The 14,809-nt window shown below is 62.8% G+C and carries 12 protein-coding genes; 4 read left to right on the top strand and 8 right to left on the bottom strand.

Annotated features, from left to right (window positions below):
- Window positions 1-5: 5 nt before the first annotated feature.
- Complete coding sequence (locus RBH20_RS03425) at window positions 6-1,871, top strand: DEAD/DEAH box helicase (RefSeq protein ID WP_306705518.1); 1,866 nt, start codon at window positions 6-8, stop codon at window positions 1,869-1,871.
- Between the two features lie 12 nt (window positions 1,872-1,883).
- Here RBH20_RS03425 and RBH20_RS03430 read toward each other — a convergent pair whose 3' ends face one another.
- From RBH20_RS03430 to purH, 8 genes are all read right to left on the bottom strand, one after another.
- Entirely contained in the window at window positions 1,884-2,492 is a 609-nt protein-coding gene (locus RBH20_RS03430) for a class I SAM-dependent methyltransferase (RefSeq protein WP_306705520.1), read from the bottom strand.
- A 101-nt stretch (window positions 2,493-2,593) separates the two neighbouring features.
- Window positions 2,594-4,087 carry a globin-coupled sensor protein gene (locus tag RBH20_RS03435; RefSeq protein ID WP_306705522.1) on the bottom strand — a complete coding sequence of 498 codons (1,494 nt, stop codon included), beginning with the start codon at window positions 4,085-4,087 and terminating at the stop codon, window positions 2,594-2,596.
- Window positions 4,088-4,223: 136 nt separating this feature from the next.
- On the bottom strand, window positions 4,224-6,668 hold the full coding sequence (gene folP / locus RBH20_RS03440; protein ID WP_306705525.1) for a dihydropteroate synthase: 2,445 nt from the start codon (window positions 6,666-6,668) through the stop codon (window positions 4,224-4,226).
- 171 nt (window positions 6,669-6,839) lie between these two features.
- Window positions 6,840-6,998, bottom strand: coding sequence for a hypothetical protein (locus RBH20_RS03445; RefSeq protein ID WP_306705527.1), 159 nt, complete (start codon window positions 6,996-6,998; stop codon window positions 6,840-6,842).
- A gap of 152 nt (window positions 6,999-7,150) precedes the next feature.
- Window positions 7,151-7,894: a hypothetical protein gene (locus RBH20_RS03450; protein WP_306705529.1), complete on the bottom strand. Its 744-nt coding sequence runs from the start codon at window positions 7,892-7,894 to the stop codon at window positions 7,151-7,153.
- 42 nt (window positions 7,895-7,936) lie between these two features.
- On the bottom strand, window positions 7,937-8,473 hold the full coding sequence (locus RBH20_RS03455) for a hypothetical protein (RefSeq protein ID WP_306705531.1): 537 nt from the start codon (window positions 8,471-8,473) through the stop codon (window positions 7,937-7,939).
- Between the two features lie 36 nt (window positions 8,474-8,509).
- Window positions 8,510-9,496, bottom strand: coding sequence for a formate/nitrite transporter family protein (locus RBH20_RS03460; RefSeq protein WP_306705533.1), 987 nt, complete (start codon window positions 9,494-9,496; stop codon window positions 8,510-8,512).
- 137 nt (window positions 9,497-9,633) lie between these two features.
- Complete coding sequence (purH, locus tag RBH20_RS03465; RefSeq protein WP_306705534.1) at window positions 9,634-11,214, bottom strand: bifunctional phosphoribosylaminoimidazolecarboxamide formyltransferase/IMP cyclohydrolase; 1,581 nt, start codon at window positions 11,212-11,214, stop codon at window positions 9,634-9,636.
- A 145-nt stretch (window positions 11,215-11,359) separates the two neighbouring features.
- On the opposite strand from purH, the gene RBH20_RS03470 reads away from it, so the two are divergent.
- The 3 genes from RBH20_RS03470 to purB all read left to right on the top strand — a co-directional run bounded on the left by RBH20_RS03470 (window position 11,360) and on the right by purB (window position 14,746).
- Window positions 11,360-11,914 carry a hypothetical protein gene (locus RBH20_RS03470; RefSeq protein ID WP_306705536.1) on the top strand — a complete coding sequence of 185 codons (555 nt, stop codon included), beginning with the start codon at window positions 11,360-11,362 and terminating at the stop codon, window positions 11,912-11,914.
- 248 nt (window positions 11,915-12,162) lie between these two features.
- Window positions 12,163-13,230, top strand: a complete 1,068-nt coding sequence (locus RBH20_RS03475; protein WP_306705539.1) for a zinc-dependent alcohol dehydrogenase family protein — start codon at window positions 12,163-12,165, stop codon at window positions 13,228-13,230.
- A gap of 133 nt (window positions 13,231-13,363) precedes the next feature.
- A complete protein-coding gene (gene purB, locus RBH20_RS03480; RefSeq protein ID WP_306705540.1) occupies window positions 13,364-14,746 on the top strand; it encodes an adenylosuccinate lyase in 1,383 nt (460 codons plus the stop codon).
- Window positions 14,747-14,809 lie beyond the last annotated feature (63 nt).

A 14,809-nucleotide genomic window follows, 5' to 3' on the forward strand; every position in this document is an offset into this window, starting at 1 on the left:
CGGTAGTGACAGACGAGGAGCCAGCCGACCGAGACGACGACTCTGACTCCACCCCGGAACTCGAACTCGACGCCGTCTACGACGCTATCGACGCCGTCGGTCGTCCGCACCTGACGGCGACAGAGTTCTCCCGAAAGACGGACCTGACACCCGACGAGGCGCGGGCAGAACTGGAGCGTCTCGCCGACGACGGCGACATCGAGCGCCAGGACGTTTCCGAGGTCGAGTCCGTGTGGTATCCGACAGACATCGCCGAAGTGACCGACCGCGAGCGTGTAGTTCTGTTTCCCGACCGGCGGGAGGTCGTCGTCGAACACCCCGAACAGTTCACACGAGCACAGCTCTCACAGTTCGCCCGCTTGCAGGACACCAACCGTTCGGGCGGGTACGTGTACGAACTCCGCGAGGAGGACATCTGGGCCGCGCCCCACGAGTCCTTAGACGACCTTCTGACGACGATGCGGGACGTGCTGGGCGAGCGCTCGCCACACCTCGAAGAGTGGGTGACGAGCCAGTGGGAACGCGCCCGGAAATTCCGCCTGAAGACCCACGAGGACGGGTATGTCGTACTCGAAGCCGAAAGCGACGACCTGATGGGCAACGTCGCCCGGCCGAAACTCGACGATGACCACCTCCGAGCCCCCATCTCGGACTCGGAGTCGTGGGTCAATGAGGACGCCACCGCCGAAATCAAGCGCACGCTGTACGAGGCAGGCTATCCGGTCCGGGACGACCGCGACCTCGAAACGGGCGACGCCATCGACATGGACCTTCGCCTGCGCCTGCGGGACTACCAGCAGGACTGGGTGGAACGATTCACCGAACAGGGCTCGGGCGTGTTCGTCGGCCCGCCCGGTTCAGGCAAGACTGTCGCCGCGATGGGTGCGATGGCCGCTATCAGCGGCGAAACGCTGATTCTCGTCCCCTCGCGGGAACTCGCGACTCAGTGGCACGACGAACTGGTCCGGCACACCTCGCTGACCGACGACGACATCGGCGAGTACCACGGCGGCGAGAAGTCTATCCGCCCCGTTACCATCGCCACCTACCGTACTGCTGGGATGGACCGACACCGGAAGCTATTCGACCAGCGCAAGTGGGGCCTCATCGTCTTCGATGAGGTCCACCACGTCCCGTCGCCGATTCACCGTCGGAGCGCGGACCTCCAGACCAAACACCGACTGGGGCTTACCGCCACACCGACCAGAGAGAGCGACGACGAGGAGGAGATATTCACGCTCATCGGCCCACCTATCGGGACGGACTGGGGCAAGTTGTTCGACGAGGGTTACGTCGCCGAACCGGAGGTCGAAATCCGCCTTGTTCCGTGGGGGAACGAGACGGAACAGTCCGAGTACAGTTCCACCTCGGGCCACGACCGCCGGCAGGCCGCCGCCAGCAACACCGGGAAGATCGACGAGATACGCTATGCGCTGGCCGAGAACCCGGCCGCAAAGGCACTGGTGTTCATCGAGTATCTCGACCAAGGTGAGGCTATTAGCGAGGCCATCGATGCGCCGTTTATCAGCGGCGAGACGCCACACGCCCGCCGGGAGAAGCTGTTCGACGAGTTCCGCCGTGGCGAACTGAACACGCTGGTCGTCTCTCGCGTCGGCGACGAGGGGATCGACCTGCCGGACGCCGAACTCGCGCTCGTCGCCTCTGGACTGGGTGGGTCCCGTCGGCAGGGCGCACAGCGGGCCGGGCGGACGATGCGCCCTGCCGGCGACGCCCGGATGGTCATTCTCGCGACGCGAGGGACGACGGAGGAGGACTTCGTCCGCCGCCAGATGCGCCACCTCGCTTCGAAGGGCATCCGCGTGACCGAGACAGAGGCCGAGGCTGTCGAGCCACCGGCAAAGACAGAGTGAGCAGGGATGGGGCTACGCTCGCGCCTGGAAAAACGCGAAAACCCCACCGAGTTCATCGTCGACGGTCTCGACGTCGATGACGGAGAAGCCGGCCTCGGTCAGTAGCTCGCGATTGCGCTCGCGGCCATGGAAGCTCCAGGCCATCTCGGTATCGGTCCCCAGCCAGTCCTCGTTGTGGCCTTCCCATTGTTCGTCGCCCAGCGCGGCCAGTAGTCGACCGCCCGGTTTGAGCACGCGCTCAAACTCGGCGAAGACGCCGGCGTGTTCCGCTCGTGGGACGTGGATGACCGCGTGCAGTGAGACGACCGCGTCGAACGTGTCTGCCGGGAACGGCAGCGCTGCCAGATCTCCCTGACAGAGCCGCGATCCGGGGAGCCGTTCGCCTGCCATCTGTAGCTGCTCGCGAGAGAGATCTAGCCCTGTGACGGTGTGATCGGTTTCGAGAACGTCCATCGCTGGCGTCCCAGCGCCACAGCCGGCATCGAGGACCCGACTCTCGGCAGGTAGCCGATCCGCGAGGCCCGCGACCAGATCGCGCTCGCGACCCTCGCCGTCACGCTGGGCTGCGTATGCCGCGGCGATATCGTCGTAGCCCTCGCGGACGATGTCGCGTCGGTTCATACGCGGTGCTCTCGACTGACCAGAATAGCTCTTTGGGTGGTGTGTGAGCGGGTACACCCCGCGCTCACACCTCGCACTACGTAGCTGGCTGGGAATCGAAGTTACGCCGTATCTGTGTCGAGTCGACGCGCGGTTTCGGCTACGTCCTGAATCTTCTCCGTCTGCTTCTCGTTCGTCGCCGCGAGGTCGTCGAGTTGTGCCGATATATCGTCGATCCCGCTCGACAGTTCGTCGACCATGCTGGCGACCGCTTCTGTCGACGCCGCTTGGTCGTCGGTCGCCGCAGAGACTTCCTGAATGCCCTGTGACGCCTCGTTGACCGCCGAAACGATCTCTTCGAGTCGTTCAGCTGCCGTCTCGACCTGATCGATACCCTCCGTCACCTGCTCAGTCACGGTTTCGAGGCTCTCGACGGCATCGACAGTCTCGTCCTGAATCTCCGTGACGGTGTCTTCGATCTGGTTCGCGTGTTCCTGTGAATCGCCCGCGAGCGTCTTGATTTCGTCGGCGACAACAGCAAACCCATCGCCCGCTTCGCCGGCACGTGCGGCCTCGATGGAGGCGTTCAGCGCGAGCATATTGGTCTGGTCAGCGATGTCGTTTATCACTTCGACGATGTCATCGATTTCGTCGGCTTGCTCCTGCAGGCCCGCGATATCAGCCGAAACCGTGTCGACGGCGTCGTCGACCTCATTCATCATAGTCGCGGCCTGCTGTGCGGCTTCGTTCCCGCGTTCAGCCTTCTGTTCGGCCGATGTGCTAGTACTTGCGACCTCTTCGGCGGTCGAGGCGATCTCTTCGATTGTCGCGCTCATATCCGCAACCTCGCCCGCCACTTCGTCCATTGACTCGGACTGGCTCTCGGCAGCGGCGTTGATCTGCTGGTTCGTCTGCGCGACCTCTTCGGCTGAGGTGCTCAGTTCGTCGATAGGCCCCTGCAGTCCGCTCTCGACCCCCTCCATCAGCGCTTGTTGGTCATCGATTGCTGATTCAAGTCGCTGACTGTATGAGTCGATGTAGGTGTCCATCGCGACCTGCTGGTCGAGGTTCAACAGTTTGAACACTGACAGCGCCCGCGACTGCATTTCTTCGAGCGCTTCGTCCCGGGCAGCGTCGCCCGATTGCAGGTCTTCGACGATTGTCCGCAGGAAGTGTTCGAAATAGATGGTGTAGGCCCCGAGATAGATCTTCGGCCCGAGGTCGAGCATATCGTGAATCTTCCCGATACGGGCCCGATTCTCGAAGTACTGTTTGTCGTAGGTCCCGGCGACGAGGTCCCGGAGGTACTGTGACTGCGTGTTTTTCAGCTGGTCGACTGACTTGGTGGATCGCCCAAAAATCTCGACAGTCTCGTCGAACGACTGGAGGTGATCGTAGAAGTCGTCGACGACAGATTCCGCCCGGGCGTTCGTCTCATCTGCCATCGCGGTGAGATTGTCGGCGTCAGACTCGTCAAATCCAGTAAAATCCTTCCGCCAGTGTATCTCTCTGGTGTCAAGTCCAATGCGATCGGTCAGCGTCCCGCCGTCGACGCCAGACCTGTCAGATTTAGTGATGCGTTTCCGAGAGCCCGTACTCTCGCTCTGGAATGCCATGGAGAAGAGTCAACCGACATAGGGGTTATATGTTCGCCCCTGATTCTCACCATTGAGAAATATAAAAAGGTGGCCAAATATTTGGGGTTGGCAGTCACGTCTGTCGATTATCCGGCCGCCTGTTTAGCAGTCAGAATCAGTCCTCGAACTTCTGTGGATCGCGGGCTGCCTCGGCGACGCGAACGGCGGCAACGTTCTCCGGGACGTCGTGGACACGAACGATGTCGGCCCCTCGCTCGGCCGCCAGCGTCGTCCCGGCGATGGTTGCCTCCAGACAGTCGCCCGCCTCCTGCCCGACCAGCCCGAACAGTGACTTGTGGGAGTGCCCAACCAGAATCGGGCAGCCGAGTGCCTCGAACTCCGAGAGGCGGTCGAGCAGTTCGAAATCTTCCGTGGGCGATTTCCCGAAGCCAACGCCGGGGTCGACGATAATCTGGTCGCGGTCAAGTCCGGCCTTTTCAGCGAGCAAGACGCGCTCCGTCAGTTGGTCGATGCAGTCCTCGACTACGTCGTCGTAGTGGATGTCGCTGTCGGGGTCGACTGGTGTCTCGATGGAATGCATCACAACCACCGGCACGTCGTACTCGGCGGCGACGAGGCGCATTTCGGGGTCTTCGAGGCCGGAGACGTCGTTCAGGATGTCCGCGCCAGCATCGAGTGCCGCCCGCGCGACAGGGGCTTTCCGCGTGTCGACGGAGATGGCGACATCTAGCTCCGACAGCCGCTCGATAACCGGGACGACGCGGTCGATTTCCTCCTCAGCCGGGACCGGTTCGGCACCGGGGCGGGTCGACTCCCCGCCGATATCGAGGATGTCCGCACCCGCTTCGACCATCCGCTCGGCGCGGGCGACGGCGTCCTCGACGGCGTTGTACTCGCCGCCGTCGTGGAAGGAGTCCGGGGTGATGTTGCAGATGCCCATGACGGCTGTCCCGTCGTCCCAGGGATACGTCGTCGACGTGTCGGGCTCTGGCTGCTGGATAGACAGTGCCGTCCGTAGTTCGTCGGCGAACGAAGCGAGTCCGTAGGGCTGGCCGTCAAGTTTCTCCGCGAGGCGTTTGTACTGGGCCATCGTCGCCATCGTGACCACATCGATGGCCTCCTCGTCCTGCCCGCTCAGGCCTGAAATCGCACATTCGCCGCCCAGCGATAGCAGTTCCTCCTTGAGATACTGGGCCTGTCGCGGCTGGACGCGAGTGTGCAGGACGCGGTGGACGCCCTTCCCCCGCATCCGCTGGGCCCCGGCCGCGGTGACGTGGGCGCTCTCGATGGCCTCGCGGGCCTCGGCCAGCGAGTCGACCTGTTTGGGGACCAGCGACCGCGACCAGTTAGTCCGGGCCTCCCGCACGGCGTACAGCGACCCCACCACGAGGACCGCATCACCGGACTCTGCGGCGTCGAGTGCGATATCGAGCGCCCCTGTAACGTCGCTACACGTCTCAACTGTGGCGTCGGTCGCGTTCTCTACCGCAGCCGCGACGACGTGATGGGACTCTGCCCGGTCGACGTTTGGCTGACAGGCGACGACGTGGTCCGGGTCCGGCAGCGCCGTGGCGATGCGTTCGTGGTCCTTGTCCACCATCGCGCCGATAACGACGTGGAGGTCGTCGTAGTCGAACGAGGACAGTGTCTCCGCGGTGCGTTCGATGCTTCCGGGATTGTGAGCACCGTCGAGGACGACCAGCGGCGACTCGTTCATCACCTCGAACCGACCGGGCCAATGGGCGTTTCGCAGGCCGCGTTCAAGATTCGTCTGTGAGACATCCGCGACTTGCTGGCATAGCGTGGCGGCGATTCCGGCGTTCTGTGCCTGATGTGCGCCCAGAAGCGGGAGATAGGTATCGACACTCCAGTCGGGGCCGTCGACCGAGACTGACCCCTCCAGCCCCTCGCGACCGCCGTACATGGCCGTCACGTCGGCGTCGTCGCCCTCGCCGACAGTCACCACCTCGTCAGCGACATCGCGGACGGCGGCGAGCGCGTCGCCAGTCGTCCCGGTCACCAGCGGAGTGTCGTCTGGGGCGACGTGGGCCTTGTCGTGGGCGATTTCCTCGACAGTATCGCCGAGAATGTGAGTGTGTTCGAGCGTCACAGACGTGACAGCGCTGGCGACCGGATCGACCACGCTCGTAGCGTCGTATCGGCCGCCGATACCGACTTCCAGCACCGCCACGTCGACGTCCTGTCGGGCGAACTCCCACAGTGCCATCGCGGTCATCGTCTCGAAGAAAGTGGGCGAGTCGTTGGCCGCGCCCTGTTCGGTCACGTACGACCGGACCGACTCGACGAACTCAACGAGGGCGGCTTCGGAGAGCTTCCGGCCGTTGATACGGATCCGCTCGCGCACGTCGTCGAGATGTGGCGACGTGTACAGTCCGACATCGAGACCGGCTTCCCGCAACGTTCGTTCGACCATCCGCGCGGTGGACCCCTTCCCGTTGGACCCCGCAATCTGGACGCAGCGAAGGCCCTCCTGTGGGTCACCGAGCGACGATAGCAGGTCCTGCGTGGCATCAGTGCCGGCTCGCGGGGCGAACCGGCGCAACTCGAAGAGGAAGTTCGCGGCCTCGTGGAACTCCATGGTCGGGCTATCAGAGCCGCTCGCTTTAGCCTGTCGAACTGTTGTGTGTCTCCGGAGTGAAGACGCCCCGAACGCCCGTTTCCTTACCAGTAGCTGGTAATCCGGTTTCTGTATTCAGCTACCTCTCTGAAACTGAAATGGCTGTATCGGTCAGTGCAGGTGCAAAATCTATCATCTCCGCCTAAGTTCGTTCGTGTACACTGCGAAGGTGAACAGTGGGCCAACAGCGAGGAGAAAAATTAATTCGTCAATAGCGGCTCCGATGATACTGAGCTGGAGGCCGATAATCATAACCATAATGTCCTTCTGTCTGGCGGCAGTCTCGGTCATACGATAGAGTTTTATTCATATCTGACAGGTGTTTCGGTTCATTTTATCAGTCGTTCAGTCTGCAGGCTCACTGAGCGGGCATTTCACCTCTACAGCTGAAGAGAGAAACTATATTAGCAACTACTGTTACCTATCGCCACTACCGGTGACAACTACGCCTGGTCGCTCCGGTCGCGCGTGGCCCACCGACCGAGCGCGCTCGACAGAATCAGGAACGCGGCACCAAGCAGCGGTGCCGGGTCGATTTTCGCTTCCGGCCGTTCATCCGTATCTGTTGCATCGTGCTCTGTCTCCTCCTGTTCCAGTGTCTCCGCCGCCATCTCAGACCCGGTGACGCTAGCCGCCTCGGCATCTCTCCCAGTGTTCTGGCGTCGGTGCCCGGCCTCGCTGTCCTGCTGTCGCTGCCCGGACTCAGTCCGTGACCGATCTGCGGCCAGCGTTGTTTCCCGGGTCTCCGAAGTCTGCGTGTCCTCGGCCTCTTCTACCGCTGCTGTCGGCTCGAACTCCGTATCGGTTGGCGATGGTGTGTCAACAGTTGGCTCTGCCGGTGGTGGCATCTCATCCGGGCCTTCAGTGGCCCATTCCGACGCGTACTCGTCGGTACTATCGACATCGGTTTCGTCAGCGTTGCGGCGACGGTACCACCAGAGCCCGGCTGTAGCCGCGCCGAGCGTGATAAGCGACAGTCCCGTGCCGAGCAGCCCCCACTGTCGCCACAGTGACCCGAGACGGTCCGTGAGACTGGGACCGGAATCTTCTGTGTCATCCGGCCCTGCCGGTCCCGGTGATGGGGCAGCAGTGGCGTCGTCGACGACAGCGACACCGGGAACGGTGTCAAGCACCGAGGCGACGGCGTCCCGCTCCACCTCGACTTCGAGAAATGTGGGTGCGTCCATATGTGACCTGTCGTCCGGCGACCATGTAAAACCCGCTCAGTGCTATTCCCGGGCGGGTTCGTACTCGGTGTCAGTTGTCGTGGTCCGCGACAGGTCAGTCTCAATGTTGTCATCGAGCCGTTCTGTATTCGACACCTCATTCTCGCCGAGAAGCGCCTGCAGTTCTCGCTCGTATTCGGCCTCTGAGAGTTCCCCGTCGACGTACCGACGCGTCAGCGCCTCGTGTCGCTCCTCAACTGTCGGCTCCGGCGGCGCGAACACATCGGAGAGCCCAAGTGACGCCAGCGGCGGAACGATGGATTCGAGACGCGAAAGCCCATCGGCGACGCGCTGGCTTTTCGGCACCGACGCTCGTCGGGCCAGCGCACGGACCAGCGCGACAGCGAAGACGATGTCGACGCCCACGAGCAAAAATGTCCCAAGCAAGAACGTGGCAAACGTCTGGACAACCGCCCCGCCACCGAGTAGCGCCCCGAGTGTCGCGACAACGCCGACGATCCCAACCCCGACGGTCCCCAGTGTCGTCAGAACGACGGCGGCAAACAGAAGCAGGAGTCGGTTATCTCTCACCCAGTTCACACCAACGATAGCCGGAGGGCGTTGAAATGGTTTGTGTCAGCGCTCTTTCTCTCGTGACTCCGGATCAGTTCTGGGAACCTCGTCAGTCGCAGGGACGTACGAGCGCCCGGAAGCGGACCACCCGCCCCAGACCCACTCTCGGAGAGTGAGCTGGCGCTTGGGTCCTTCGTCCCGCGCCGTTTCGAGCCGCCGTTCGGTCGTATGGAAGTAGTTGACGACGGTCACGAGGACGACGCCACCGACAGAGTTGCCCAAGAGTACCGGCAGAACGAACTGCCAGAGGCCAACAGACAGCGCCAGCTCACCGATGAAAACCAGATAGAACATCTCTGTCGCGGAGACAACGACGTGGTAGAGGTTTCCGAACGGGATCGCCAAGAAGGAGATGTATATCAACACGAGCCGCGAGATGCTGTCCCGCAGCGAGTAATCGACCCAGACGACGCCGGCGACGATGAGCCCGGCGAACACTGCCTTCGAGAACAGCGCTAGCTGCGATGTCTCGATTGCTTTCTGGGCGAAGCCGGCGGCAGCCGCCGCTGCGTCATCGGAAAGGACATCGGTCGTCGCCAGTGCGAGCGCCCCGAGCATCCCGCCGAAGACATTCGACACCAGAACGACGCCCCAGATGCGAAGCAGCGACGGGAGACTCGCCAGCCGCTCGAGGACGAGCGCGACAGGCGGGAGCGTGTTTTCGGTGTAGAGTTGGTAATCCCCGAGAATGATGAAAACGAACCCGAGCGGATACAGGAGCGCGCTCAATATCGGGTCGCCACCGGTTTTCGCATACAGCGACGCGTACAGCATGAACGTCACAGTGATAGCGAACCCACCCGCGATCCCGGCGAAGAACAGTTCGCGGGTCCCAACTGTTACCTCCTCATCTGCCGCGACGATGATGCGCTGGAATATCTCGTCAGCGGAGAACCGGTCCCGGATGACACTCCCACCCGCCGGCGCACCGCTTCGAGAGACGTCCACAGCGTCGCGGACAGCCTCCTCTCTGTCTTCATTATCTGCCATCGGTCCGCTGATTCGGTATCCGGTGTCAAACTTCTTTGGTTGTTGCTAGTAGCGCCGTAGAGAAGCCCGCAGCTACCATGTCTGAAAACCGACAGGTTGCTACACTCTATCGAGGTTCAGACATCCTTCGCTATTACTCAGTCGTGTCTGAACGACCGCTGGCCGGTGAACACCATCGCGATGTCGTGTTCGTCCGCGGCCTCGATGACGCTCTCGTCGTTCTTCGAGCCGCCGGGCTGGATGACAGCTTCGATACCGGCGTCGGCAGCCTCCTCGATACCGTCCGGAAACGGGAAGAAGGCGTCCGAGGCCATCACAGCGCCCTCGGCGTCCTTCCCTTCGGCGTGTTCATCGGCTTTCATCGCGGCCAGTCGGACGGCGTCGACGCGGGACACTTGCCCCATGCCGATGCCGACTGTTTCCGTCCCGTCGGCGAAGAGGATGCCGTTGGACTTGACGTGTTTGAGCGTGTGCCAGGCGAACAGCATCGACTTGATCTGCTCGTCGGTCGGGTCGCGCTCGGTGACGACTTCCAGATCGTCGGCCGACAGGTGTTGGGTGTCCCGTTCCTGCACCAGCCGGCCCCCGACGAGGGGCTTCTCGGTCAGGCTGTCGGTGACCTCGAAGTTCTCGTTCACATCGAGAACGCGGAGATTGTCCTTCTCGAACAGCACATCGAGCGCGGCGTCGGTGTAGCCGGGCGCGACGACGACTTCCTTGAAGGAGTCGATGATCTGCTCGGCGGTGGCGGCGTCGCACTCGCGGTTCAGCGCGACGATACCGCCGAAGGCGCTCATCGGGTCCGTCGACAGCGCCTTCTCGTAGGCGTCAGCCACGGTGTCAGCAGTCGCACAGCCGGCCGGGTTAGTGTGTTTGATGACTGCGGCGGCTGGCTCCTCGAACTCCTTGATGAGGTTCAACGCGCCGTCGGCGTCGTTGTAGTTGTTGTACGACAGCGCCTTCGCGCCCTCGTTGAGCTGGTCGGCGTGGACGACGCTGGCCTCCGAAACAGTCGTGTCGGTGTACAGCGCGGCGTTCTGATGGGGGTTCTCCCCGTAACGCAGACTCGATGCCAAGTCATCCGAGACGATGCGGCGGGCAGGGAAGTCGCCGCCCTCATCGCCTTCTACCGAAACCGTCCCTTCATCCCAGTCGATGGTGACGCGGTCCTCGGCGAACCACTCGATGACGCGCGGGTAGGCGGTGAACTCACCTTCATAGAGGACGCGCTCCTTGAGGCTGTCCTCGTCGTCGTCCTCGAAGACGGGGATTGGCTCCTGTGTGACGATGGGACCGCCGTCGACGCTCTCATCAAGGACGTGGACGGTACAGCCCGTCACCTTCACGCCGGCGTCGAGGACCTGCTCGTGGGCGTTCGCTCCGGTGAAATTCGGCAGGAGACTCGGATGGACGTTCAACGCGGTCGGTGTCCCTTCGAGGAACGTCTCGCTGAGGACGCGCATGTAGCCGTCCAGCGTGACGAGGTCGAAGTCGTACTCCGAAAGGGCGTCGAGAACACGCTCTTCGTGGGACTGGCGCGACTCGTCCGCATCGCGCTCGACGACTTCGGTCGGGATGCCGCGCTCGGCGGCTGCTTCGAGTACCGGCGCATCCGCGTCGTTAGTCAGAACGACGGCGAACTCCGCCCCGCCTGGGGCGCGGTCCGCGATGTTCATGAGATTTCGGCCACGGTTACTGGCCATACCGGCGAGTTTCATGTGGGACTGACCGACCGGACCGTGCAAAGTTGTTGCGAAACCCCCGGCTGGCCTGTTGTATGCGACCGAGGACCACTATTTGCGTCTGTGGTGTTGGCGTGTACCGGTTCGGTGTGCATTTGTAGCCCGCCGCCAACTCGCCCGTATGGCGAAGCTACGGTGTCAGCGCGCGGGTGCGGTCGCCGCCGTCGGTGGTGTCGTCTGGGTCGGCTGGGCCGTGGCGCTGTCCGCGACCGGTCAGACCGAAATGAGTACCCCCATCCTCGCCGGAACCGCCCTCTCCGCACTCGGTGTCGTCGCCGGTCACTATGCCATTGAGGATTTCTATGGCGCACGGATGAAGCGGCCAGGGACCATCGGCGCGTGGGCCGGCGGCCTCGGTGGTCTCGTTTTCGCGGTCGGACAACTGGTCCGCCTCCTTACCGGTGGTGGCGAACCAGTCATCGCGGTCGGCGTGCTCGTGCTGGTCAGCGGGTCACTGCTGGTCGCCGTCGGTCTCGTCAGGACGCGCATCCAGCCGCCGTGGCTGGGCGTGTTGCTGGGCGTCGGGACCATTGCGTTTCTCGGGTTCGGGATCCAGCCAGCGACGGCGACCGTCTACGGCCTTGCGTGGGCCGCACTCGGACAGGACCTCTATCGCTTTGACCCGCCGGACGGCCGCTTCGGCGATGCCGATGGCGACTACGGTTGGCTGAACTGAGGATTGCTCGCTAGCGGGACCATCTCTTCACTTTCTTTCGAAGGTACTTCGATGCGGACGGTCCTGAGTATATTTGATATGTTTCGACGGCTTTGGCAACTGTGGATGGGTATCTAAAAGTAATCTAGACGTGTCCTGTAAGAACTACTACCCCTCAAAAATGGGGGTATGGCCCCTCTTAGTGACACATCTATTGTAGTTTAAAAACCATAATATTCATTAGTAAGATATCCAATGCTATTAATGTAATGCAAGCAGTACTACTAGAAGAGTTTCAGGAACCGCTAACAGTACAGGACGTCGAACGTCCCGAGCCAGAGCCAGACGGTGCCGTCGCCGAGGTCATCGGCTGTGGTATCTGCCGGTCTGACTGGCACTGCTGGCAGGGGGACTGGGACTGGTTCGGCTACCGGCCTGATCCGCCACACGTCCTCGGCCACGAGCCGACAGGCCGTATCGTCTCCGTCGGCGATGATGTCGAAAACGTCGAGGAGGGTCAGGAGGTCGCAATCCCGTTCAATTTCGCCTGCGGGAGCTGTGACCTCTGCCGGAACGGGCGTGAAAACATCTGTGAGAACCACATCGGACTCGGGTTCATGAATCAGGCGCCCGGCGCGTTCGCCGAGGAGGTCCACATCCCCAACGCCGACCTCAACGCCGTGCCGCTCCCGGACGGTATCGACGCCGAGTCAGCCGCCGGCATGGGCTGTCGGTTCATGACCTCGTTCCACGCGATGGCCCACCGGGCACCGGTCAGTGCCGGCGACGACGTTGTCATCCACGGCTGCGGTGGTATCGGGCTCTCGGCGGTCCACATCGCGAACGCGCTTGGGGGCAACGTCATCGGCGTCGACCTGATGGACGAGAAACTGGAGCGCGCCGAAGACCTCGGCGCTGTCGCCACCGTCAATGCACAGGAGGTGGACGACCCCGCAAAGGAAGTCAGGGACATCACTGACGGCGGGGCCGACGTGTCCGCAGACGCGCTCGGCATCGCAACGACCTGCCAGAACGCCGTGAACTCACTGCGTAAGGGCGGGACGCACGTCCAGATCGGACTGACCACCAGCGAAGAGGAAGGGATGGTGTCGCTCCCGACCGACGAGTTCGTTGCCAAAGAAATCGACTTCAAAGGGTCGCTCGGCCTCCAGCCGTCGCGGTACAGCGAAATGCTGGACATGGTTGAGTCGAGCAAACTCGACCCGACCGCGCTGGTCGAGGACACGGTCGACATCCACCAAGTCCCCGACGAACTGGCCGCGATGAGCGACTACAACACGGTCGGTATCCCGGTCTGCAACGAGTTCAGCAACTAGCGACGCGAGCTCGTTCTGTACCCGAATCCCCCTTTTTGTCCCTTTCTACTGTCACACCACGCGCCGAAGCTGCACCGCGTCGCGGTTGCGGGAGAACGACACGCTTTTTCGCGCCTCCCGCGCACACTCGGGTATGACCGATAGAGGGCCACTGGCTGCTGTTTCGCCGCTCGACGGCCGATACGCCCGCTACACCGAGCCGCTCGTCCCGTACGCCAGCGAGCGGGCGCTGATGCGCGCCCGCGTCGAAGTGGAAGTCGAGTACCTCATCGCGCTTGCCGACCTTGACGCCACGCCGCTGACAATCGATGACGGCCAGCGCGCGACGCTCCGGGCGCTGTACGAGGAGTTCGACGACGAGGACGCGAGCGTCGTCAAGCAACTCGAAACTGAGGGGTACGGGGAGTATTCGGCGACCAATCACGACGTGAAGGCTATCGAGTACTTCATCCGGCTGGGGATGCCTGATGACCTCGACGCCGACAACTGGATTCACTTCGGACTCACCAGCGAGGACGTGAACAACCTCGCCCAGCGGCTGCTGGTCAAGCCCGCTGCCGAGGAGGTGCTGGTACCCGAACTCCGCGAGATTCGGGATACACTGGTCGAGATGGCCCACACCTACGCCGACGTGCCGATGCTGGCCCGCACCCACGGGCAGCCCGCGACGCCGACGACGTTCGGCAAGGAGATGGCCGTCTACGCTTCCCGACTGGGCCAGGCCATCGGTCGCGTGGAACGGGCCGCCGAGAGTCTCTCCGGAAAGCTCGCTGGTGCGTCCGGTACATACGCGGCCCATGTTGCCGCCTACCCCGACGTGGACTGGCCGACGTTCGCTGAGTCCTTCGTCGACGACCTCGGACTGGAACACGAACCGCTCACGACACAAGTCAACCCCTGTGACGACCTCGCGGTCCTGTTCGACGCGCTCCGGGGTGCGAACAATATCTTGCTTGACCTCGACCTCGACGTGTGGCTCTACGTCTCGGATCGCTATCTCGGTCAGGAGGCTGTCGAGGGCGAGACTGGTTCCTCGACAATGCCTCACAAGGTCAACCCCATCGACTTCGAGAACAGCGAAGGGAACCTCTCGAAGGCCAACTCCGATCTGGTCTTCCTCGGCGACTACGTCACGAACTCCCGGCTCCAGCGGGACCTCTCGGACTCGACGGTCAAGCGCAACATCGGGGCCGCATTCGCCCACTGTCTCATCGGCTACAGCAAGTGCCAGAACGGGCTGGCGAAGGTCGTCCCCAACGAGCAGGTAATGGCCGACGATTTGGCTGGGACGCCAGAGATCATCGGCGAGGCCGTCCAGACGATTCTTCGCCGTGAAGGGTACGCCGACGCCTACGAACAGGTGAAGAAAGCTACACGGGGCCGCGAGGTCACCATCGGGGACTTCCACGATATGTTCGCCGATCTCGACGTGAGCGACGAGGTGCGGGCCGAACTGGAAGCGCTGACGCCGACCGGATACACGGGCATCGCGGCGCAGCAGGCCGAGGACAGCTGAGGATCGCTGCCTTGCCGCCGTCGTTTTCAGATCGACACGTACCCCCGCGGCGAACGCAACTAT

The sequence above is a fragment of the Haloarcula sp. H-GB4 genome, assembly GCF_030848575.1.
Classification (GTDB): Archaea; Halobacteriota; Halobacteria; order Halobacteriales; family Haloarculaceae; genus Haloarcula.